This window comes from Microbacterium psychrotolerans, from assembly GCF_031085295.1.
Lineage (GTDB): Bacteria > Actinomycetota > Actinomycetes > Actinomycetales > Microbacteriaceae > Microbacterium > Microbacterium psychrotolerans.
In genome coordinates this window covers 427,276-450,607 of sequence record NZ_JAVFWO010000001.1, presented here as the reverse complement: position 1 = coordinate 450,607, position 23,332 = coordinate 427,276, and the positions used below count along the sequence as shown (strand labels likewise).

Here is a 23,332-nt window from a genome sequence, read left to right as displayed (position 1 = left end):
GGTCCGGACGCCCCACATCCGGTCTCGACGCCGCGTAGAGACACGACACCCCGCAGGAGGCCGAGGTTCGATGAGGTCTTCCGCATGGTTGCGCGCGCGTCCGCGTGCCCTCGCATCGGCGGGTGCGGTCACGGCCGCTGCCGTCACGCTCACGACGCTGGCCTTCATGTACCAGGGTGTGCCCACCACCGAGGTCGACCTCCACGACGGCGGCGTCTGGGTCACCAAGCAGTCGAGCCTCATGGTCGGTCACTTCAACCACGAGTCGCAGGTCCTCGACGGCGGTCTGCGTACGACCAGCGACGATTACGACATCCTCCAGTCGGGCGGAACCGTCCTCCTCGTCGACAACGGCGGCTCCACGGTCAGCGTGATCGACCCCGGAATGGTCGCGCTCGCCGGCGCGGCGAGCATCCCCGGCGATGCGGAAGTGGCGCTCGCTGCCTCGACCGTCGCGATCCTCGACCGCGCGTCCGGGGATCTGTGGGTGCTGCCCGCCGAGAGCGCCGGAACCTTCCAGATCGAGGGCGTCGACCCGGTCGTCAACGTCGGAAAGGGCGCGGATGTCGCGGTCGGCGTCGACGGCGTTGTCCACGCGGTCTCGTCCGACACCGCCGAGCTCGTCACCGTGCGGCTCGCGGCCGACGACACGCCTGAGGAGCCGATCCGCAGCGGGCTGCCGGGTCTCGACGACAAGGCGGAGCTGTCGGTCACCGCGGTGGGCGACAAGCCGGTCGTGCTCGACGCCGCCACCGGCACCGTCGTCGCGGACGGCCGCGCGACGGTCGTCGAGGGCGGCCGCAACGCGGTCCTGCAGCAGCCCTCCGCGGCAACGGATGCGGTGTCGCTCTCGACGGCGTCGACGTTCGTGCGCGTGCCGTTCGATGGTTCCGAGCTCACGACGGTGAAGGCCGGCGGCGAGGGGGCGCCGGCAGAGCCGGTGTGGCTCGACGGCTGCGGCTACGCGGCCTGGACCGGGTCGGGCCGCTTCGTGCGCGACTGCGCGGGCGACGGCGACGACCTTGCGGTCGAGATCGACGGCATCGAGCCGACCTCGCTCCTGAAGTTCCGCGTCAACCGCGACGTCGTGGTGCTCAACGACATCGTCGGCGGCGCCACGTGGATGGCCGTCGAAGATCTGCAGCGCGTCGACAACTGGGACGAGATCACCCCTCCTGAGGGCGAGACCGAGGACGACGAGCAGACCACCGAGGAGACGACGGAGACGGTCCTGCCGGAGCGCTCGGAGATCAACACGCCGCCCGACGCCAACGACGACGACCTCGGTGTTCGTCCGGGCCGCACCACGATCCTTCCCCTCCTGGACAACGACAGCGATCCCGACGGGGATGTGCTCACGACGCGGGTGCTCGACGGAGGCCCGTCCGTCGGGGAGGTGCAGTCGATCGACAACGGCCGTGCGCTGCAGATCGCGGTCCCCGAGGACGCCTCGGGCACGGCATCCTTCAGCTACGAGGTCTCCGACGGGCGCGGCGGCACCGACACGGCGAAGGTGTCGCTGGCCGTGCACGGCTGGGACGTCAACGCGCCGCCGACTCAGAAACGCGTGACGACCGTCGCGGTCGAGGCCGGCGGCACCATCACGTACAACGTGCTGCCCGACTGGATCGACCCCGACGGCGACGACGTGTTCCTGAGCTCGGTCGCGCCGGCGCAGGGCGACGAGGCCGACTTCACCTCGGACGGGCGCATCACCTACCGCGCGGTGGGTGGGACGCAGGGCCGCAAGGATGTCGAGATCTCGGTCTCCGACGGCTCCGATGCGACCGCAGGCACGGTTCGCTTCGACGTGCGGCCGGTCGGCTCGATCGACCCGGTCACGAACGCCGACTACGTCGCAGTGCGCGCGGGACAGACCGCCACGGTCTCGCCGCTGGCCAACGACGTCGGCGCGGGGCGCGAACCGCTGCGACTGGCGCGGGTCGACCCGGTGGCGGGGGCCGACACGGTGCCCGACTACGCGAACAAGACGTTCACCTTCCGCTCCGCGACCCCCGGCACGTACTACGTGCAGTACCTGGTCGCGGCGGGTGCCGCCGGCATCCCCGGCATCGTGCGGGTCGACGTGATCCCCGAGGGGGAGACGGACCTGCCGCCGGTGGCGGTGCGCGACGTCGCCCTCTTGCCGAGCGGTGGCGAGGTGCTGGTCAACGTGCTGACCAACGACTCGGATCCGTCCGGCGGCATCCTGGTGGTGCAGTCCGTCACGGTCGAGCCGAACTCCGGCATCGCGGTCGCGGTGCTGAACCACGAGACGCTCCGCATCAGCGACCAGGCGGCGCTGTCGGAGCAGGTGCGCGTCTCGTACCGCATCTCGAACGGCTCGCAGTCCGCCGAAGGTGACGTCATCGTCATCCCGATCCCGGCGCCCGCGCAGCTGCGGCCGCCGGTGGCGAACGACGACCAGGTCGTGGTGCGCGCCGGCGACGTCGTGACCATCCCGGTGCTGGAGAACGATTACCACCCCAACGGCGACGCCATTCATGTCGCCCCCGACCTCGTGCCCCCGCTGATCGAGCCCGAGGACGGCGAGGTCTTCGTCTCGCAGGACACTGTGCGCTTCCGGGCGTCCGAGAAGCCCGGCACCGTGTACGCGACATATGAGGTCGTCGACAGCACGGGGCAGAAGGACGCCGGCTACATCACCATCCAGGTGCTCCCCGTGAACGCGGAGACGAACGCCGCTCCCCGCCCGCGCGACCTCACCGCCCGCGTGCTCGGCGGCAGCCGTGTGCGCATCGCGGTGCCACTGGACGGCATCGACGCCGATGGCGACTCGGTCGAGCTGGTCGGCCTGGCATCCTCGCCCGGCAAGGGCCGCGTTGTGGAGACGGGCCCCGACTACCTCGTGTACGAGGCGTTCGACGACACCGCCGGCGTGGACGCCTTCACGTACCGCGTGCGCGACCGTCTGGGCGCCGAGGCCACGGCGAGCATCCGGGTCGGCGTCGCACCGGCCGAGGGTGTGAACCAGGCGCCGTATGCGGTCAAGGACTCCGTGCTGATGCGGCCCGGGCGCTCGGTCGCCGTGCCGGTGCTCGCGAACGACTCCGACCCCGACGGCGACAGGTTCGGCATCGTCGAGGACGGCATCATCCTTCCCAGCGGGACGGCGGTGAAGGCCGAGGTCGAAGGCAACCGCGTCGTCGTGACCTCTCCGTCGGAACCGATAGAGACGTCGCTGCAGTACACGATCCGTGACGCGCGCGGCGCAGAGGCGAAGGCCGTGCTGCAGATCACGGTGGCCGAGGACGTTCCGCTGCAGAAGCCCGTCGCGCGCGATGACTATGTCCGCGCCGCCGACGTCGAGGACGGGGTCGTCGATCTCGAGGTGCTCGCCAACGACGAGGATCCGGACGGCACGGTGGACGACCTGGAACTGAAGGTCGCCGATGCGGATTCGCGTGTGCTGGCCGACGGCAAGGTCCGCGTGACGCTGGGCGACGCCGACCGCCTCGCCACCTACACGATCACCGACCGCGACGGGAACGCGGCATCCGCCTTCATCCACATCCCCGCGCTCTCATCGCTGCCGCCGACGCTCGTCTCGACCGAGCCGATCGAGGTCAAGAGCGGCGAGACCATCGAGCTGCCCCTCTCCGACCATGTCCGGTCCGCTGGCGGCGGCAAGGTCATCATCACGGAGGCGGCGAAGGTCACCGCCGCGCACGCCGACGGATCGTCGCTGATCAAGGACCAGGCGACGCTCGTGTATACGTCGGCAGCCGGGTACTTCGGCCCTGACGCCATCACCTTCGAAGTCACCGACGGCACCGGCCCCGACGATCCCGAGGGCCGGAAGGCGACCCTGACACTGGCGATCACAGTGCTGCCGCCCGAGAACCAGCAGCCGACCTTCGTCAACGGGCAGATGGATGTCGCACCCGGCGAGGACGCCACGTCGCTCGACCTCGGCGGACTCACCACCGACCCCGACCCCGAGGACGCCGATCGTCTCGAGTTCGCGATCGTCGGCGGGTCGCCGGAGGGCATGACCGCGTCGATCGAGGGCGACGAGCTGCGCGTCAGCGCGGCGGCCGAGACCAAGAAGGGCACCGCGGCCACCATCCGCCTGCGCATCGACGACGGCACGACCGAACCCATCGAGGGCGTGGTCAACGTCCGCGTCATCGCCTCGACCCGCGAACTGCCGACGGCGAACGACGACATCGTCCCCGAGGCGCACCAGGGCAAGACCGTCACCGTGCCCGTGCTGAGCAACGACGTCAGCCCGTTCCCCGACAAGCCGCTGAAGGTCACGACGGCCATCCTCGAGACGGGGCAGGGCGATGTGAAGGTTTCCGGCGACGAGGTCGCGGTGACACCCGACGCGAAGTTCTTCGGCACGATGGTGGTGCGATATCGGGTGCAGGATGCCACGGGCGATCCCGATCGCGAGGTCGAGGGCCGCATCCGGCTGACGGTGCAGGGCAAACCCGATGCGCCGGGAACACCGACGGTCTCGAGCGTGCAGGACCGCACGGTCGTGCTCTCGTGGACGCCGCCGGCGAACAACGGCGCCGAGATCGAGCGCTACCTCGTCTCCTCCATCGCGGGTGACTACGAGAAGGAATGCCTCGCGACGACCTGCACGCTCGACGGGCTGACGAACAACGTGAAGTACAACTTCACCGTGGTCGCCGAGAACCGCGTCGGCCCCTCCGACCCGTCCGCGCCCTCCGAAGAGGCGCGTCCTGACGCGCGGCCCGACACTCCCGCGGCGCCGACGCTGGCGTTCGGCGACAAGAGCCTCGCGGTCACGTGGGTGACCCCGACGACGCCCGGTTCGCCGGTGCAGAAGTACACGCTCGAGATCTCGCCGGCGCCCCCGTCGGGCATCGGCCAGAAGACGGAGGTCACCGGCAACTCGCTCACGTGGGACGGCCTGCAGAACGGCGTCGCCTACCAGGTGCGCGTGCAGGCGCACAACCTCGCCCCCGAGCCGTCGAGCTGGAGCCCGTGGTCCGTGAGCGAGATCCCGGCCCGGGCGCCTGAGGCGCCCGCCGCCCCGTCGGTGAACCGCCTCGACCCGGTGGGCGACCAGGCGCAGCTCGAAGTGGTGTGGGGCGCGCCAGTCGACAACGGCGACGCTATCTCGGGATACGAACTGCAGGTGATGCAGGGCTCGTCCGTCGTGCGCACGGTCACCGGCATCCCCGGCTCGCAGCTGCGCCAGGCGCTCAACGTGACGACGTCGACGAGCGACTACGCGTTCCGGGTGCGCGCCTCGAACAAGGCGGGGTGGAGCGCTTGGGGCGCAGCGTCCGCACCGCGTCGCGCGTTCGGCGTGCCGGGGACGCCCACGGGCGTGTCGCTGTCGACGCCGAACAACAACAGCGCGGTCCTCGTCGCGTACGGCGCTGCTCCCGGCAACGGCGCGACCGCGGCCGAGGTCAAGTACGAGTACTCGCTGAACGGCGGCAACTGGGCGGCGATGCCGGCGAACAACACGATCGGCAGTCTTTCGAACGGCACGACGTACACGATCCGCGTCCGGGCGTACACCTCGATGGACGGCGTCCGCTACACCGGCGAGCCCTCCGCGCAGTCGAACGGCGCCGTTCCCTACGGGCCGGTTCGCGCCCCGAACGTTTCTGCGAGCGCGAGCGGCACGTCGATCACCTTCAACTGGTCACCGCCCGCAGCGAACGGCCGTGACATCGTGAAGATGGAGATCGCGATCGAAGGCGTCAGCGGCTGGCACCCGGTGTCGCTCAGCGGCTCGGAGACCCACGGGTTCGGCTACAGCGCGAACCGGACGATCCAGGCGAGGGTGACGGATGCCGCAGGCCAGGTCTCGTCGGTGGCATCTGCCTCCGCCACGACCGTCGCGCCGCCGCAGCCGCGCGCGTGGACGAGCCGCGGCTCCAGCGCGGCGGGCATGCCCGGCTGCGATTCGGCATCGTGCTCCTACTTCGTGTTCAACGTCGAGAACTGGGTGGCGGGCACCTACACCCTGAGCTGCAACGACGCCGAAGGCCGATGGAGCAGCAACTCGTACTACGTCGGGGCGAACGACAGCGTGCAGCTGAGTTGCTACTCGGGCTACGCCGGGGCGAAGTGGGTGAGCTACAGCGGGCCAGGTGGATCCGGCGATGCCGCGTCCACGGCCTGGTAGCGGCCGGGTGGAGCCGCGGAGGCGGTGAGAGAGCTATCCGGATCCGCACGCGGGACACCCGTGGCGCCGGCAGGTACGGTGGACGGATTCCGGAGGGCCGATCGATGGGTGTTTGTCCCCATCGATCGGCTCTGACCAGGCGGATTACCATCTTCGTAGTTGACACTTCCCGTCCAATCGCGTTCCGTGTGTCGGGTTAGGCTGGACCGGTCCCTGATGTCTTCGGTGAGCGCCGGACGCCCCACGTCCGGTCTCGGCGCCACGTAGAGACGCACGACACCCCGGAGGAGGCCGAGGTTCGATGAGGTCTTCCGCATGGCTGCGCGCTCGTCCGCGTGCGCTCGCATCCGCGGGTGCGGTCACGGCCGCTGCCGTCACGCTCACGACGCTGGCCTTCGTCTACCAGGGTGTCCCTACGACCGAGGTCGACCTCCATGACGGCGGTGTGTGGGTCACCAAGCAGTCGAGCCTCATGGTCGGCCACTTCAACCACGAGTCGCAGGTCCTCGACGGAGGTCTGCGCACCACGAGCGACGACTACGACATCCTTCAGTCGGGGGCCACGGTTCTCCTGGTGGACAACGCCGGCTCCGCCGTCAGCGTGATCGACCCGGGGATGGTCGCGCTATCGGGGGCTGCCAGCCTGCCCGGCGACGCGAAGGTCGTGCTGGGTGGCACGACCGCCGCCATCCTCGACCGCGCGTCGGGCGATCTGTGGGTGCTTCCCGCCGAGAGCATCGGGTCGTTCCAGATCGAGGGTGTCGATCCCACGACGAACCTCGGCGAGGGGGCGGATGTCGCGATCGGCGTCGACGGCATCGTCCACGGCACGTCCGTCGAGACCGCGGAACTGGTCACGATCCGGATGGGCGCCGACGACGCCCCCGAGGAGGCGGCGCGCGCCGCCCTGCCCGGCGTCGACGAGAAGTCCAAGCTGTCGATCACTTCGGTCGGCGACAAGGCCGTGGTGCTCGACACCTCCGACGGCACCGTCATCGCGGACGGTCGGGAGACCGAGATCGACGGTGGGCGCGATGCCGTGCTGCAGCAGCCCTCCGCTGCTGCCGACGCGGTCTCGGTGTCGACCGCGTCCGCCCTGGTGCGCGTGCCCTTCGATGGTTCCGAGCCCACGACGGTGAAGGCCGGCGGCGAGGGCGCGCCGGCGTATCCGGTGTGGCTGGATGGCTGTGCCTATGCCGCCTGGAGCGGCTCCGGCCGCTTCGTGCGCGACTGCGCGGGTGATGCCGGCGATCTGGATGCCGACATCGACGGCGTCGAGCCGACCTCGGTGCTGCAGTTCCGCGTCAACCGTGACGTCGTGGTGCTCAACGACATCGTGGGCGGTGCCACGTGGATGGCGGCCGAAGATCTGCAGCGCGTCGACAACTGGGACGAGCTGACCCCGCCGGAGGGCGAGACGGAAGAGGACGAGCAGACCACCGAGGAGACGACCGAGACGGTCCTGCCGGAGCGGTCCGAGATCAACACGCCGCCCGACGCCAACGACGACGACCTCGGTGTCCGTCCGGGCCGCACCACGATCCTCCCTCTGCTCGACAACGACAGCGATCCCGATGGCGACGTGCTGACCACGCGGGTGCTCGAGGGCGGCCCGTCGATCGGCGACGTCCAGTCGATCGACAACGGCCGTGCGCTGCAGATCGCGGTCCCCGAGGACGCCTCGGGCACGGCATCCTTCAGCTACGAGGTCTCCGACGGGCGCGGCGGCACCGACACGGCGAAGGTGTCGCTGGCCGTGCACGGCTGGGACGTCAACGCGCCGCCGACCCAGAAACGCGTGACGACCGTCGCCATCGAAGCCGGCGGCACCATCACGTACAACGTGCTGCCCGACTGGATCGACCCCGACGGCGACGACGTCTTCCTCGGCGCGGTGACACCTGCGGAGGGTGACGAGGCCGACTACACGTCGGACGGGCGCATCACCTACCGCGCGGTGGGCGGGACGCAGGGCCGCAAGGATGTCGAGATCTCCGTCTCCGACGGCACCGACGTCACGGTCGGCACGATCCGCTTCGACGTGCGTCCTGTAGGCTCGATCGACCCGGTGACCAACGCCGACTACATCGCGGTCCGCACCGGGCAGACGGCGACCGTGTCCCCGCTCGTCAACGATGTGGGCGCCGGTCGCGAGCCGCTGCGCCTCGCCCGCGTCGATCCCGTCTCGGGCGCCGACATCGTGCCGGACTACGCCAACAAGACGTTCACCTTCCGCTCCGCGACCCCCGGCACGTACTACGTGCAGTACATGGTGGCCGCGGGCGCCGCAGGTGTGCCGGGCATCGTGCGGGTGGACGTCATCCCCGAAGGCGAGACCGACCTGCCGCCGGTGGCGGTGCGCGACGTCGCGCTCCTCCCCAGCGGCGGCGAGGTGCTGGTCAACGTGCTGACCAACGACTCGGATCCGTCCGGCGGCATCCTGGTGGTGCAGTCCGTCACCGTGGAGCCGAACTCCGGCATCGCGGTCGCGGTGCTCAACCACGAGACGCTCCGCATCAGCGACCAGGCGGCGCTGTCGGAGCAGGTGCGCATCACGTACCGCATCTCGAACGGCTCGCAGTCGGCTGAGGGTGACGTCATCGTCATCCCGATCCCGGCGCCCGCGCAGTTGCGGCCGCCGGTGGCGAACGACGACCAGGTCGTGGTGCGGGCCGGCGACGTCGTGACAATCCCGGTGCTCGACAACGATTACCACCCCAACGGCGACGCCATTCATGTCGCCCCCGACCTCGTGCCCCCGCTGATCGAGCCCGAGGACGGCGAGGTCTTCGTCTCGCAGGACACCGTGCGCTTCCGCGCATCGGACGAGCCCGGCACCGTCTACGCGACCTACGAGGTCGTCGACAGCACCGGCCAGAAGGACGCCGGCTACATCACCATCCAGGTGCTGCCGGTCAACGAAGAGACCAATGCCGCTCCCCGCCCGCGCGACCTCACCGCCCGCGTGCTCGGCGGCACTCGCGTCCGCATCGCGGTGCCGCTGGACGGCATCGACGCCGACGGCGACTCGGTCGAGCTCGTCGGCCTGGCATCATCGCCGAGCAAGGGCCGCATCACCGAGACCGGCTCCGACTATCTCGTCTACGAGGCCTTCGACGACACCGCCGGCGTCGATACCTTCACGTACCGCGTGCGCGACCGGCTCGGTGCGGAGGCCACGGCGAGCATCCGGGTCGGGATCGCCCCGGCCGAGGGCGTGAACCAGGCGCCGTACGCGGTCAAGGACTCGGTCATCATGCGACCCGATCGCTCGGTCGCCGTGCCCGTGCTCGCCAACGACTCCGACCCCGACGGCGACGAGTACGGCATCGTCAAGAACGGGCTCATCCTGCCCGATGTCGCAGGGCTCGAAGCGAAGGTCGACGGCAACCGCGTCGTCGTGACCTCTCCGTCGGAGCCGGTCGAGACGTCGCTGCAGTACACGATCCGCGACGCGCGCGGCGCCGAGGCGAAGGCCGTGCTGCAGATCACCGTGGCCGAAGACGTTCCGCTCCAGCGCCCGATCGCGCGTGACGACTACGTGCGCGCGGCCGATGTGGAGGACGGGGTCGTCGACCTCGAGGTGCTCGCCAACGACGAGGACCCGGACGGCACCGTCGATGACCTCGAGCTGAAGGTCGCCGACCCCGACTCGCGTGTGCTCTCGGACGGCAAGGTGCGGATCACCCTCGGCGACGCCGACCGCCTCGCCACCTACACGATCACCGACCGCGACGGGAACGCGGCATCCGCCTTCATCCACATCCCCGCGCTCTCGTCGCTGCCGCCGACGCTGGTCTCCACCGAGCCGATCGAGGTCGAGAGCGGCGAGACCGTCGAGCTGCCGCTCTCCGAGCACGTGCGGTCCGCCGACGGCGGCAAGGTCGTCATCACGGAAGCAGCCAAGGTCACCGCGGCGCACAACGACGGATCGTCGCTGATCAAGGACCAGACCACGCTCGTCTACACCTCGGCCGGCGGGTACTTCGGCCCCGATGCCATCACCTTCGAGGTCACCGACGGCACCGGCCCCGACGACCCGGAGGGCCGAAAGGCCACCCTGACCCTGCCGATCACAGTGCTGCCGCCCGAGAACCAGCAGCCCGTCTTCGTCAACGGGCAGATGGATGTCGCCCCCGGCGAGGACCCGGCCACCCTCGACCTGGGCGGGCTCACCACCGACCCCGACCCCGAAGACGCGGACCGCCTCGAGTTCGAGATCGTCGGCGGATCGCCGGACGGCATGACCGCATCGATCGACGACGACGAGCTGCGCGTCAGCGCCGCGGCGGAGACGAAGAAGGGCACCGCGGAGACGCTTCGCCTGCGCATCACCGATGGGACCACCGACCCCGTCGAGGGCACGGTGACGATCCGTGTGATCGCGTCGACGCGCGAACTGCCCACGGCCAACGACGATGTGATCGACGAGGCCCACCAGGGCAAGACGATCTCCGTTCCCGTGCTGGACAACGACGTGAACCCGTTCCCCGACAAACCGCTGAAGGTGACCACCGCCGTCCTCGAGACCGGACAGGGTGACGTAGACGTGGCCGGCGACCAGGTGCAGGTCACGCCCGACGCGAAGTTCTTCGGCACGATGGTGGTGCGCTATCGCGTGCAGGATGCCACCGGCGATCCCGACCGGGAGGTCGAGGGACGCATCCGGCTGACGGTGCAGGGCAAGCCCGACGCACCCGGTACGCCGACCGTCTCGAGCGTCCAGGACCGCACGGTCGTTCTGTCGTGGACGCCGCCGGCCAACAACGGCGCCGAGATCGAGCGCTACCTCGTCTCCTCCACCGCAGGCACCTACGAGAAGGAATGCCTCGCCACCACCTGCACGCTCGACGGCCTGACGAACAACGTCGAGTACAACTTCACCGTCGTGGCCGAGAACCGCGTCGGCCCGTCCGACCCGTCGGCGCCGTCCGAGACCGCGCGTCCCGACGCGCGTCCGGACACGCCGGCCGCACCGTCGCTGGTCTTCGGCGACCGCAGCCTCTCCGTGTCGTGGGTCACCCCGACGACGCCGGGCTCCCCGGTCGAGAAGTACAACCTCGAGATCTCGCCGGCGCCGCCCTCGGGCATCAGCCAGAAGACCGATGTCACGGGCAACTCGACGGTATGGGACGGGCTGCAGAACGGCGTCGCCTACCAGGTGCGCGTGCAGGCCCTCAACCGCGCGCCCGAGCCATCCAGCTGGAGCCCGTGGTCGGTCAGCGAGATCCCGGCCCGGGCGCCCGACGCGCCGGCCGCACCGACGACGGCGCGGCTCCAGCCCGTGGGATCGCAGGCCCAGATGCAGGTGACCTGGAACGCGCCCGCCGACAACGGCGATGCGGTCTCGGGCTACCAGCTCGACGTCCTCCGCGGATCGTCGCTGGTCAACTCGATCCCCGTCGCGGCGGGGCAGACGAGCCAGGCCGTCGTCGTGGACACGTCGACCACCGACTACACGTTCCGGGTGCGCGCCCAGAACAAGGCCGGCTGGGGTCAGTTCAGCGCGACCTCTGCGCCGCAGCGCGCGTTCACGCCGCCCGGGGCTCCGACGAACGTGACCGCGCGAGAGGGAGATCGTTCGCTCACGGTGACCTTCCAGCCCGGTGCGTCCAACGGGGCGAACCCCGGTGAGCTGAGTTACCAGGCATCCGTGAACAACGGCGGCTGGCAGGCGCTGGCCGGCAACGGCGTCATCGGCGGACTGGCGAACGGGACGAGCTACACGGTGAAGGTGCGGGCCGTCGCCACCGTGAACGGCGTCAGTGAGCCCGGCGCTGAGTCCGCCCCCTCCAACGCGGTCGTGCCGTACGGGCCTGTCCGGAATCCGACGGTGAGCGCGACCGCGAGCGGAACGAGCATCACGTTCCGGTGGAGCCCGCCCACCGAGAACGGGCGTGCCATCACGGCGATGCAGATCCGCATCGACGGCGGCTCGTGGCAGGACGTGGCACTGAGCAACTCGCGCACCAACAACTACGGCTACAGCGAACGCCACACGATCGAGGCGCGCGCCCAGGATGCCGCCGGTCAGTGGAGCGGGATCGCCTCGGACGCCGCGACCACGGTGGCCGCACCTCAGCCGAAGGTGTGGGTCACGAAGGGAAGCTCCGCGCAGGGGCAGCCGGGCTGCAGCACCGCGCAGTGCGCGTACTTCCTGGTGCACACCGAGAACTTCCCCGCGGGCGACTACTCCGTCTCCTGCAACGCCACCGGCCCCTGGGGCGGCACGCCCTTCGCCGGCGGCTCGACGAGGCACCTGCCCCGCGACGGGACCGTGCAGCTGGGCTGCTACTTCGGCGACGACGGCGAGCAGGTCTGGGTCTCGATCGGCGGCTGGGGCGACAGCGAGCGGCGAACCTGGCAGTAGCGAGAGCTGCGAAGACGACTCATGAAAAGGAACGAATCACGATGACGATGACCCCCGAACAGGCGGCCTGGTTCCAGGGCACATTCGCACGACTGGTCGACAACGTCGACCAGGCGCTCATGGGCAAGCGCGAGGTCGTGGCGCTCGTGCTGTCGGCCATGCTCGCGGAAGGCCACGTGCTGCTGGAGGACGCCCCTGGCACGGGCAAGACGAGCCTGGCCAAGGCGCTCGCGGCGACGGTGCAGGGCACCAGCAGCCGCATCCAGTTCACGCCCGACCTGCTGCCGTCCGACGTGACCGGCGTGACGATCTACGACCAGGCGTCGCACCGCTTCGAGTTCCACCGTGGCCCCGTGTTCGCCTCGATCGTCCTCGCCGACGAGATCAACCGCGCCTCGCCCAAGACCCAGTCGGCGCTGCTTGAGGTCATGGAGGAGTCGCGGATCACGGTCGACGGCGTCACCCACGACGTCGGCCGTCCGTTCCTCGTCATCGCCACCCAGAACCCCATCGAGCAGGCGGGTACGTACAAGCTGCCCGAGGCTCAGCTCGACCGGTTCCTGGTCAAGACCTCGATCGGCTACCCCGACCTCGCAGTGGCCGAGCGCATCCTCGCCGGCGCCGCCGACCGCAACCCGTCGGCGCACCTTCCCGCCATCATCACGACGGGCGCCGTCGCCGACATGGCCGACCTCGCCGGCACCGTGCACGTCGACCCCGCCGTGCTGCGCTACACGGCGCAGCTCGCCGAGGCGACCCGTGACGACCAGGCCACGCGCGTCGGCGTCTCGGTGCGCGGATCGCTCGCGATGATCCGCATCGCGAAGGTGTACGCCGCCGCGCAGGGGCGCCACTTCGTGCTGCCCGACGACATCAAGGCGCTCGTCGCGCCGGTGTGGACCCACCGCATCGTGCTCGACCCCGAGGCGGAGTTCGCGGGCACGTCGGCCGAGACCGTCGTCGCGCGCGTCCTCGAGTCGATCGCCGCACCGCAGGCGAGGTCCGCGGCCTGATGACGACGGAGGCACTCGGGCAGGGGGCGGCCACGGAGGACCGTCGCGCCTGGTACGGGCAGCTGGCGCTGGACGCGCTGCGTCGCGTCGGCGGCGTGCTCGGACGCGTGTTCGCGGTCGTGCGCCCCGCCGCCTGGGTGCTTCTCGCCGGCGCCGTCGTGCTGTGGATCGCCGGGCGGTCGCTCGGCTGGTGGGAGCTGACCGTCGCGGCCGTCTCCATCGCCGTCGTGCTGCTGCTGTGCCTGCTGTTCCTCATCGGGCGCACCGCCTACGATGTCTCGCTCGACCTCAACCGCACGCGCGTCGTCGTGGGCGAGCGCGCCATCGGCGCGCTGACCCTCTCCAACACCAGCTCGCGCGCCATCCTGCCGTCCCGCGTCCTGCTGCCGGTCGGCAGCGGACGCGGCGTCTTCGACGTGCAGCGGCTGGCGGCCGGCGAATCCGCGGAGGAGCTGTTCGCCATCCCCACGTCGCGCCGCGCCGTCGTCAAGGTCGGGCCGGTCAGCGTCGTGCGCGGCGATCCGCTCGGTCTATTCGAGCGCGTACACCGTCGTGACGAGCCGGTCGACCTGTTCGTCCACCCGCGCACCGTGCTGTTCGACGGCCAGTCGCTCGGATTCCTGCGCGACCTCGAGGGCCTTCCCGCCACCGACCTCTCGCCCGACGACGTGTCGTTCCACGCCCTGCGCGAGTATCAGCCGGGCGACGACCTGCGCCACGTGCACTGGAAGTCGACCGCGCGGACCGGCCACATGATGGTGCGTCAATACGAAGAGACGCGCCGCTCGCACTTTGTCATCGGCCTCTCGACGAGCCCTGCCGATTATCGGGACGACGCGGAGTTCGAGCTCGCGATATCCGCCGCCGGCTCGCTGGGCCTGCGCGCCCTGCGCGACTCGCACCGCGTCGAGGTGCGGGTGCAGGAGCGCGCCCTCCCGTCCGGCACGGGCAAGCAGTTCCTCGACTCCCTGTCGGCGCTCGGTCAGTCCAAGCCGCGCTCGGGCACGGTCGTCGACCTCGCCGGCGTGGTCGCAGCGACCCTTCCCCTCGCGAGCGTCGTGGTGCTCGTGTGCGGCAGCAGGGTCGACGCCAACGACCTGCGCAGCGCCTGCAGCCGCCTTCCGTTCGGCGCGCGAGTCCTCGCGGTGGTCGCGTCGCCCGGCGAGGCCGCGCCGTCGCTGCGCCGCATCGGCGAGGCGGATGTCGTCACGCTCGGCGCGCTCGAGCAGCTGCCCAACGCGCTGCGGAAGGGCCTCGCATGACCGCCCCCGTCACCCCGCTGTCGCGTGCCGGGTCCGCTCCGAGGACGCGTGCCGCCGCACCGCGGGTCGCCGCGGCGCGTGCCGCGGGGGAGTCGCTCCCGCTGCGCCGGTGGATCCTCGATCTCGCCGCCGTGACGCTGCTGCTGCTCATCCCCATCGTGGGCTTCTGGCCGACCTTCGACGGCGCACGCTATCTGGTCGCGGCCCTCGGCGGGCTCGTGCTCGGCATGGCGCTCGGCGTGCTGGGCACGCTGTTCCGGTGGGGCATCCTCCTCCTGACGGGGGCCACCGTCATCGCCTACTTCCTGTTCGGCGGCGCTCTCGCGCTGCCGAACACGACGGTCGCCGGCGTGGTGCCGACGCTCGAGACGCTGCGCCTCCTCGCCCTCGGCACCTTCATGTCGTGGAAGCAGCTGCTCACCACGATCGCGCCGGTGGCGACCGACGACGGCCACCTGATCGTTCCGTTCATCCTCGCGCTGGTCGCGGCCGTGCTGACGACGTCCCTCGCGCTGCGGCTGCGAAACGCGGCGTGGTCGCTCATCCCCGCGGCCGCGTTCCTCGCGATCGAGATCGCGCTGGGCACCGCCGAGCCGTTCGTGCCGGTCGTCCAGGGCGTCGGGTTCGGGCTCGTCGCCGTGATCTGGCTGGCTCTGCGCCAGGCCTGGCAGCCGCAGGCGGCGGCGATCTCGGTCGGCGAGGGCTCGGCGAGCTCGGGCGCGGGCATCCGCCGGGTGCTGTCGGGGGCGGCGGTCGTCGCCATCGCCGCCGTCGTCGGCATCGCCACGAGCGGCTTCGCGGCACCGACGTCGCCCCGCTACGTGTTGCGCGACGTCGTCATCCCACCGTTCGACATCCGCGAGTTCGCCAGCCCGCTGCAGTCGTTCCGCGCCTACGTGCGCGACCACCCGGAGGATGCGCTCTTCACGGTCAGCGGCCTGCCCGAAGGCGCGCGCGTGCGCCTGGCCACCATGGACGCCTACAACGGAACCGTCTACAACGTCTCGGACGAGGGCAGTGGATCCTCCAGCGCGTTCTCGCCCGCCCGCACCAACATGTCCGCGGATGCCGAGGGCACCGAAGCGCAGGTGCACGTCGAGATCGGCGCCCTGGAGAGCGTGTGGATGCCGGATGCCGGCGCCGCCCGCAGCGTCACGTTCGACGGTGACCGGGCCGACGATCTGCGACGCACCGCGCACTACAACGAGGCGACGGAGACGGGCGTGGTGACGGCCGGCCTCGAGAAGGGCGACGCCTACACGATCGACGCGGTGATCCCGGACGTCCCGAGCGACGAGCAGCTCGCCGACCAGGCGTTCGCGCCGCTGAAGATGCCGAAGCAGGAGGGCGTGCCCGAGAGCCTCGCCGAGATCGCATCGAAGACCGTCGCCGAGGCGACGACCCCCGTCGAGCAGGTGCGCGCTCTGCAGCTGATGCTGTCGGAGGGCGGCTACTTCAGCCACGGCCTCGCCGGCCAGCCGCTCTCGCGCGCCGGCCACGGCGCCGAGCGGATCGCGACGCTGCTCGGCTCGCAGCAGATGGTGGGCGACGACGAGCAGTACGCCACCGCGATGGCGCTCCTCGCCGCACAGGTGGGCATCCCCGCCCGAGTGGTCATGGGCTTCTACCCCGACGAGGACGCCGCCGACGCGCCGGTCTTCACCGCGACCGGCGACAACCTGCACGCGTGGGTCGAGGTCGCCTTCGACGACGCCGGCTGGGTGCCGTTCGACCCGACGCCCCCCGACGACCAGGTCCCGAGCGATCAGACGACGAAGCCCAAGGCCGACCCCAAGCCGCAGGTGCTGCAGCCGCCGCCCCCGCCGGCCGAGCCCGTCGACCTGCCGCCGACCGTCGCGGACGACCGCGGGTCGGAGGATGAGGACGGTCTCGACCTGGGCCTGCTGTGGACCATCGTGTCGATCGGCGTCGGCGTACTGGGTCTGGTCGCGGTGCTGCTCGCGCCGTTCATCGTGATCGGGGCGCTCAAGGCCACCCGGCGGCGTCAGCGTCGCGACGCGGAGCGCGCGTCCGACCGCATCAGCGGCGGCTGGGACGAGCTCGTCGACCGCGCCACGGACTACGGTGCGCCGGTTCGTCCCGGCGCGACGCGTCAGGAGGAGGCGGGCGTGCTCACCGCGGCGCTCGCCGAGCCGCGCGTCGCGACGCTGGCGACCCGGGCCGATCTCGAGGTGTTCGGTCCGACCGAGCCGACGCCCGATGACATCGAGGCGTTCTGGACGCAGGTCGACGAGATCGTCGGCGGCATGGGCAAGGAGCGGTCGCTGTGGCAGCGGCTGCGCGCGCGGCTCAGCATCCGATCGCTCCTCGAGGGCACCCGCTTCGCTCTGCCGGCACGTCTCACGCCCCCGCCCCGTGCCGCGAAGCCTGCGACGAAGGCCACGGCGGCCGACCAGGACGCGCCCGACGCCGCGCCGTCGAAGCGCGCGCCCCGTCGCACACGCAGGAGCCGCGCCGCGGAACCCGTCGATCCCCCGCAGGAGACCGAATGACCGCCAGCCCGCACGTCGCCGCCCCCGCGGCGACCATCGGACGCCGTGTGGGGGCGTTCGCGATCGACCTCGGGGTCGCCTACGGCATCGCGGCCGTGCTGGTCGGCGTCGCCGTGCCCGTCGTCTTCGGCGTCGGCGCCACGGGGGACTCGGGGAGCCTCGCCGTCGCGGTCGTCCTCGCCTACCTCGTCGTCGGCGGCGCGCTGCTGGCCTGGTGGCTGGTGTACTCGGCCATGCAGGGCGGGCGCGGTTCGATCGGACAGCGCGCCCTGGGACTCCAGCTGCAGGACATCGACTCGCGCGATCGGATCGGATTCTGGCGCGCGGTCTGGCGCAACATCGTCTTCGGGCTCGCGGGGTCGATCGTCATCGGCTACTTCTCCCCGCTGTTCGACTCCAGCGGTCGCCGCCAGGGGTGGCACGACATGGCATCGCGATCGATGGTCCTCGACATCCGGGCCGACCAGGCGACGTCTCAGCCCGACGCGACCGGGCTCCTGGCCGAGAATCCCTACCTGGCGGCCGTGCGCCCGCATGCCCCGCAGCCGCTGTACGGGGCGCCGGTGCCCGACTTCCCGGCCGCGGCGGCACCGGCGCCGGCAGACGCGCCACCGGCACTGGCGGGTCCGGCTCCGGCCACGCGCCCCATCGCGCCCATCCGCCCGGGGGTGATCGACGGCGTGCCGTGGGTGACCGGCGACGCGCTGGTCACGCGCGCGGTGCACGCCGATGAGTTCCCGAGCATGACCATGCCGTTCCCGGCCGCGACCACCACCGAGCCTCTCGCCGCCCTGTTCGGTACGGGCACCCCCGCCGCTCCGGCTCCGGTCGCGGCACCTGCCCGGCCGTTCGCCTCCGTCGCGTCGATCGTCGCTCCTCCGGCCGCACCCGCACGTCCCCTGGCGTCGGTCGTGGCCCCGGCATCGGTGGCCTTCCCGTCGTCGACGGACGACCTCGACGAGACGCGAATGGTCGTGCCGCCGCCTGCGCAGCGCGCCGCGCTGTACGACGAGGCGCCGGTCCTCGCCGTCCTCACCTGGGACGACGGCACGCGGATGGCGGTGTACGGCCGCACGCTCTACGGGCGCAACCCGGCGAACGAGCACGGCGCCGTCTCCATCCCCGTGCGAGACGAGACGCTGTCGCTCTCGAAGACGCACTTCGAGATCGGCGGCGACTCCACCGGCGCGTGGATCGTCGACCGCCACTCGACCAACGGCACCACGCTCGTGCGCGACGGTGCGCGGATCCCGTTGATGCCCGGCGTGCGCACCAACGTGCGCGCCGGCGACACCTTCGAGTTCGGCGACCGGCGCGTCGCCGTGAGCGCCGCGTGATGACCTCTCCGACGGCGCCGATCGCGGTCGCGTGCGGAGCTGCGACCGATGCGGGGCTGCGGCGCCGCATCAACGAGGACTCCTACATCGCCGCGTCGCCGCTGTTCCTCGTGGCCGACGGCATGGGCGGTCACAATGCGGGCGAGATCGCCAGCGCGGCGGTCATCGCCGAATTCGCGACGCTCGCCGGCCGCGAGAGCCTGACCATCGACGAGGTGCAGACGGCCGTGACCGCCTCGCGCCGCCGCGTCGCGATGCTGCCGCCGGGCGCCGGTGCGGGAGCCGGCACCACCCTGGCCGGTGTCGTGATCGCCGATGTGGACGGCGAGGGCTACTGGCTGGCCATCAACCTCGGCGACTCGCGCACCTACCGCCTCAGCGAAGGGCGGTTCGAGCAGGTGAGCGTCGACCACTCGGTCGTGCAGGAGCTCGTCGACAGCGGGCAGCTCGCCGCCGATGCGGCCGAGCGGGACTCGCGCCGCAATGTCATCACGCGGGCGATCGGTGCCGGAAGCGACTCCGAACCGGACTACTGGCTGCTCCCGGCAGAGGAAGGCGACCGCATCCTCGTGTGCTCGGACGGCCTCTCCGGCGAGCTCGATCGCGACGCGCTCCACGCCATCCTGCTCACCGAGACGGATCCGCAGGCGGCGGCGACGCGGCTGGTGCACGAGGCGATGGTGCGCGGCGGCCGCGACAACATCACGGCGCTGGTCGTCGACGCGCTCTCGGTGCGCACCCGTACGAACCGGACGTGGGAACGCGATACGGTGCCGGTGAGCGCCCCCGCGGGTCCGGCCGCCGACATCGACGGCGACACGCTGCCGCGTGCGGTCGCCACTGGAGGATTCTGATGCCGACGCTGTACGCCCCGGGAACCACGCCGATCGCGGTGACGCCGCGCGGTTTCGCGGTGCTCGAACCGGGAACCTCGGCGCCGCTCCTCGGGCGCATCCGCACCCTCGTCGCCGACGGCCGCGGTCTGGGCGGCGTCATCGAGGCGCTCACGGGCGCCTACGGCGCATCGCTGACGGCGATCCCCGCCTTCGCGGTGGCGCTCCCCGAGGGTGACGGCATCCGCATCGCCGTGCGCGGCGATTTCGCCTTCGAGGTCGACGCGGCGACGCCCGAGCGCGTCACGGGCACCGGCGTCACGACGTGGACCGAGCGGGTGATCCCTGCGGTCGTGCGCGTGGCGCTGACGACGTCCGAGCCGGACGCATCGTCGCCCGCGGAGTGGGAGATCACCGACGGCGTCGTGCTGGCCGGCGGAATCGTGTGGGATGCCGCGGCCCCGCGCCCGTCGGCGGCACCCGCGCTGGCGAAGCGCCCGGAACCCGCCTCCGCCCAGGTGGCCGCCCCCGAGCCGGAGCCCGCGGCTGCGGCCGAGGATGCCGCCGAGGTCCCCTCCAAGGTCCCTGCTGAGGCCACCGGCGCCGAGGCGACCGCCGCCGCTCCCGAGATTCCGCGCGCCGCTGCGTCCCCTCCGCCGGCGATCGCCGTGCCGGCCGGCGGCCTCATCGACTCCGTGCCGTCGCTCGCCGATGCCGAGACGCTCCTGCCGTCGGACTCGGCGCTCTCCCCGGACGACGTCGCGCCGGCGCGGAGCGGGCTCGATGCCTGGCTGATGGACGAGGACGACGAGGATGCCGCCGCCGGCGCGGCCGGCTTCGACGAGCTGATCGGCGCCACAGTGATCCGCTCCGCCGACGACGCCGAACCGCAGGAGGCACCGGCACCGGCTCCGGCGCCCGGCCCGGCCGTCGCCGGCGATCACGACGGCGCGACCATCTCGCTCGTCCAGGCGCGCGCGTTGCGTGCGGCGGCGTCCGGTGCCGAAGGTGCGAACCCGGCGCCTTCCCCCGCGGAGGCTCCCCTCGACCCGCTGGCTCCACCGCGGCCGCCCGCACCCGGGCGCGTGCGGATGTCGACGGGGCAGGTGATCCCGCTCGACCGCACCGTCGTGATCGGGCGCCGCCCGCGTTCCACACGCGTGAGCGGCACCGACCTGCCGCACCTCGTCGCAGTGGACAGCCCGCAGCAGGACATCTCGCGCAGCCACGTGGAGCTGCGGGCCGAAGGCGAGAGCATCGTCGCCACGGATCTCCGCACCACCAACGGCACGACGCTGCTGCGTCCGGGCACCGACCCCGTACGGCTGCACCCCGGTGAGGGCACGGTCGTCGTCCCGGGCGATGTGCTGGATCTCGGCGACGGCATCACGGTCGCGATCGAGGGGATGTCGTGAGTCCCAAGCGCGCGCCGATGGCACCGCCCGATCTGCCGGGCTTCACCTATGTCGACCTGCTCGGGTCCGGCGGCTTCGCCGACGTGTACCTGTACGAGCAGCAGCTGCCAAAGCGGCGCGTAGCCGTCAAGGTGCTGCTCACGGAGCGCATGTCGAGCGGCTCGGTCGAGGAGTTCACCGCCGAGGCCAACGTCATGGCGATGCTGTCGACTCACCCGGCGATCGTCACGATCTACCAGGCCGGCGTCGCGCAGGACGGCCGCCCGTACCTGGTGATGGAGTACTGCCCGCGCCCGAACCTGCAGGTGCGCTATCGCCGCGAGCCCTTCTCGATCGCCGAGTCGCTCCGGGTCGGCGTGCAGGTCGCCGCCGCCGTCGAGACCGCCCACCGCGCCGGAGTGCTCCACCGCGACATCAAGCCGGCGAACATCCTCGTCACCGAGTACAACCGTCCGGCGCTCACCGACTTCGGCATCGCGTCGACGACGAATGCAGCTGCCGAGTCGGCGGGTCTGTCGATCCCCTGGTCGCCGCCGGAGTCGTTCGCCGACGTCCCCCGCAGCGACCCGCGCTCCGACGTGTGGGCGCTCGGGGCCACCGTCTACACCCTCCTCGCCGGCCGGTCGCCGTTCGAGCTGCCCGGTCAGCGCAACACGGCCGCCGAGCTCATCCACCGCATCGAGACGCTCGCACTGCCGTCTCTCGGCCGCGCCGACGTGCCGTTGTCGCTGCAGCGGGCGCTCGAGCGGGCGATGGCGAAGTCGCCCGCCGATCGCTACGAGAGCGCGCTGGCGTTCGCGCGTGCGCTGCAGACCGTGCAGATCGAGCTGTCGCACTCCGTGACGCCGATCGACATCCTCGACGATCAGCTTCCGGACGACATCGAGGAGAACGAGGACGACGGGCTCACACGCGTGCGCGGCGTCGTCAGCATCAACCCCGAGACGACTCCCGCGGCCGGAATGACGCGTCCGTCGGCGGTCACCGCGCCGGCGGCGTCGCGGTTCGAGCCGGCGCCGGTCGACGAGACGGTCGCGAGGTCGATGACTCCGCCGTCGGCGTACGAGCAGACGCAGCTCCGCAGCCCTGCGGCCCTGCCGGTGTCTCTCGACGAGACGGTGCTGCGCGCCCCGGCGACCACGGGATCCGCGACGACCGATGCCACGACCGTGTCTCGCGGCACCCTCCGCGAGCACGGGGCTGCGCCGCCCATCCCGGGGATGTTCGCCCCCGGCGGCGAAGAGGTCGCCGCATCCGACCCCGACGAGATCGCGCCGCGCCGGCGCACCGGGCTGTGGATCGGGCTCGGCGCCGGTGCCCTGGTGATCGTCGCGGTGATCATCGGAGTGTCGCTTCCCGGCCTGCTGTCGGGCACGTCTCAGGACCCGCCGACGCCCTCCGGCTCGTCGAGGCCGCAGGATCCGATCTCGATGGTCGTGCCCCCGGTGGAGGACGTGGCCGGTGCGGTCGTCGACGGGGGTGTGCGCTTCACGTGGACGAATCCCGATCCGCAGGACGGCGACAGCTACATCGTCGAACCGGTCTCGGCGAGCGACCCCACCACCGAGTCCCAGTCCGTCGACTCCGCCGAGGTCGTCGTGCCCGCCGTGACGTCGGGGCCGACGTGCATCGACGTCACCCTCGTGCGTGGAAACGGCCGAGCCCAGCAGACGCCGAGCCGGGGGTGCGCGCCGTGACCGCTGCCGTTGCCGACACGCTGAGAGTGGAGTTCGCGGGCGAGGAGTTCTCGGTCGCGCCCGACACCGTGTTCACGGTGGGCCGCGAAGGCGACCTCGCCATCGACGACAACCTGTTCCTGCATCGCAACTTCCTCACGATCCAGAACGTCGAAGGACTCTGGCTGCTGTCCAACGTGGGCTCGCGCCTGTCGGCGACCGTGACCGACACCGGTGGTCGTGTCCAGGCGTGGCTCGCCCCGGGTGCGCGCCTGCCGCTGGTGTTCGCCGCGACATCCGTGATCTTCAGCGCAGGACCGACGACCTACGAGCTCACGATCCACGCCGCTGAGCCGACGTTCCGCGACACGCAGCAGCCGCCGGACGACGACGGGCTGAGCACGATCGGCGACGTGCCGCTCACCCACAGCCAGCGCGTCATGATCCTCGCGCTCGCCGAGCCGGTGCTGCGCCGCGAGGGAACCGGCATGAGCGAGCTGCCGACCTCGGCGCAGGCCGCCGAGCGGCTGGGCTGGACGCTCACGCGATTCAACCGCAAGCTCGACAACGTGTGCGACAAGCTCGACCGCATCGGGGTCCCGGGCATGCGCGGCGGTGTCCGCTCGTATGCCACCAACCGGCGGGTGCGGCTCGTCGAGCACGCGCTCGCGGCGCGCCTGGTCACGCGCGACGATCTGCCGCTCCTCGACGAGGAGCGCGCGAACGCGCTCAGCGGCGCGCGCGACTCCCGCGGCGACGACGACGCCTGAGCGC

The 23,332-nt window shown here is 71.5% G+C and carries 10 protein-coding genes; all 10 read left to right on the top strand.

Annotated elements, in window-relative coordinates:
* Nucleotides 1-70 precede the first annotated feature (70 nt).
* The 10 genes from Q9R08_RS01855 to Q9R08_RS01810 all read left to right on the top strand — a co-directional run bounded on the left by Q9R08_RS01855 (nucleotide 71) and on the right by Q9R08_RS01810 (nucleotide 23,328).
* Nucleotides 71-6,139 (top strand): Ig-like domain-containing protein, encoded by a 6,069-nt coding sequence (locus Q9R08_RS01855; protein ID WP_308866113.1) that lies wholly within the window; start codon nucleotides 71-73, stop codon nucleotides 6,137-6,139.
* Between the two features lie 301 nt (nucleotides 6,140-6,440).
* Nucleotides 6,441-12,509 (top strand): Ig-like domain-containing protein, encoded by a 6,069-nt coding sequence (locus Q9R08_RS01850; RefSeq protein WP_308866112.1) that lies wholly within the window; start codon nucleotides 6,441-6,443, stop codon nucleotides 12,507-12,509.
* Between the two features lie 41 nt (nucleotides 12,510-12,550).
* Nucleotides 12,551-13,522 (top strand): AAA family ATPase, encoded by a 972-nt coding sequence (locus Q9R08_RS01845; RefSeq protein ID WP_308866111.1) that lies wholly within the window; start codon nucleotides 12,551-12,553, stop codon nucleotides 13,520-13,522.
* Nucleotides 13,522-14,784: a DUF58 domain-containing protein gene (locus Q9R08_RS01840; protein WP_308866110.1), complete on the top strand. Its 1,263-nt coding sequence runs from the start codon at nucleotides 13,522-13,524 to the stop codon at nucleotides 14,782-14,784. Before Q9R08_RS01845 ends, Q9R08_RS01840 begins: the two co-directional genes overlap by 1 nt.
* Nucleotides 14,781-17,297, top strand: a complete 2,517-nt coding sequence (locus tag Q9R08_RS01835) for a transglutaminaseTgpA domain-containing protein (protein WP_308866109.1) — start codon at nucleotides 14,781-14,783, stop codon at nucleotides 17,295-17,297. Before Q9R08_RS01840 ends, Q9R08_RS01835 begins: the two co-directional genes overlap by 4 nt.
* On the top strand, nucleotides 17,294-18,634 hold the full coding sequence (locus Q9R08_RS01830) for an RDD family protein (RefSeq protein ID WP_308866108.1): 1,341 nt from the start codon (nucleotides 17,294-17,296) through the stop codon (nucleotides 18,632-18,634). The genes Q9R08_RS01835 and Q9R08_RS01830 overlap by 4 nt, the downstream gene beginning before the upstream one ends.
* A complete protein-coding gene (locus Q9R08_RS01825) occupies nucleotides 18,634-19,488 on the top strand; it encodes a PP2C family protein-serine/threonine phosphatase (protein WP_308866107.1) in 855 nt (284 codons plus the stop codon). Before Q9R08_RS01830 ends, Q9R08_RS01825 begins: the two co-directional genes overlap by 1 nt.
* Nucleotides 19,488-20,882, top strand: a complete 1,395-nt coding sequence (locus Q9R08_RS01820; RefSeq protein WP_308866105.1) for an FHA domain-containing protein — start codon at nucleotides 19,488-19,490, stop codon at nucleotides 20,880-20,882. The genes Q9R08_RS01825 and Q9R08_RS01820 overlap by 1 nt, the downstream gene beginning before the upstream one ends.
* Complete coding sequence (locus Q9R08_RS01815) at nucleotides 20,879-22,579, top strand: serine/threonine-protein kinase (protein ID WP_308866104.1); 1,701 nt, start codon at nucleotides 20,879-20,881, stop codon at nucleotides 22,577-22,579. The genes Q9R08_RS01820 and Q9R08_RS01815 overlap by 4 nt, the downstream gene beginning before the upstream one ends.
* Nucleotides 22,567-23,328: a hypothetical protein gene (locus tag Q9R08_RS01810; RefSeq protein ID WP_418001300.1), complete on the top strand. Its 762-nt coding sequence runs from the start codon at nucleotides 22,567-22,569 to the stop codon at nucleotides 23,326-23,328. The genes Q9R08_RS01815 and Q9R08_RS01810 overlap by 13 nt, the downstream gene beginning before the upstream one ends.
* Nucleotides 23,329-23,332: the final 4 nt, after the last annotated feature.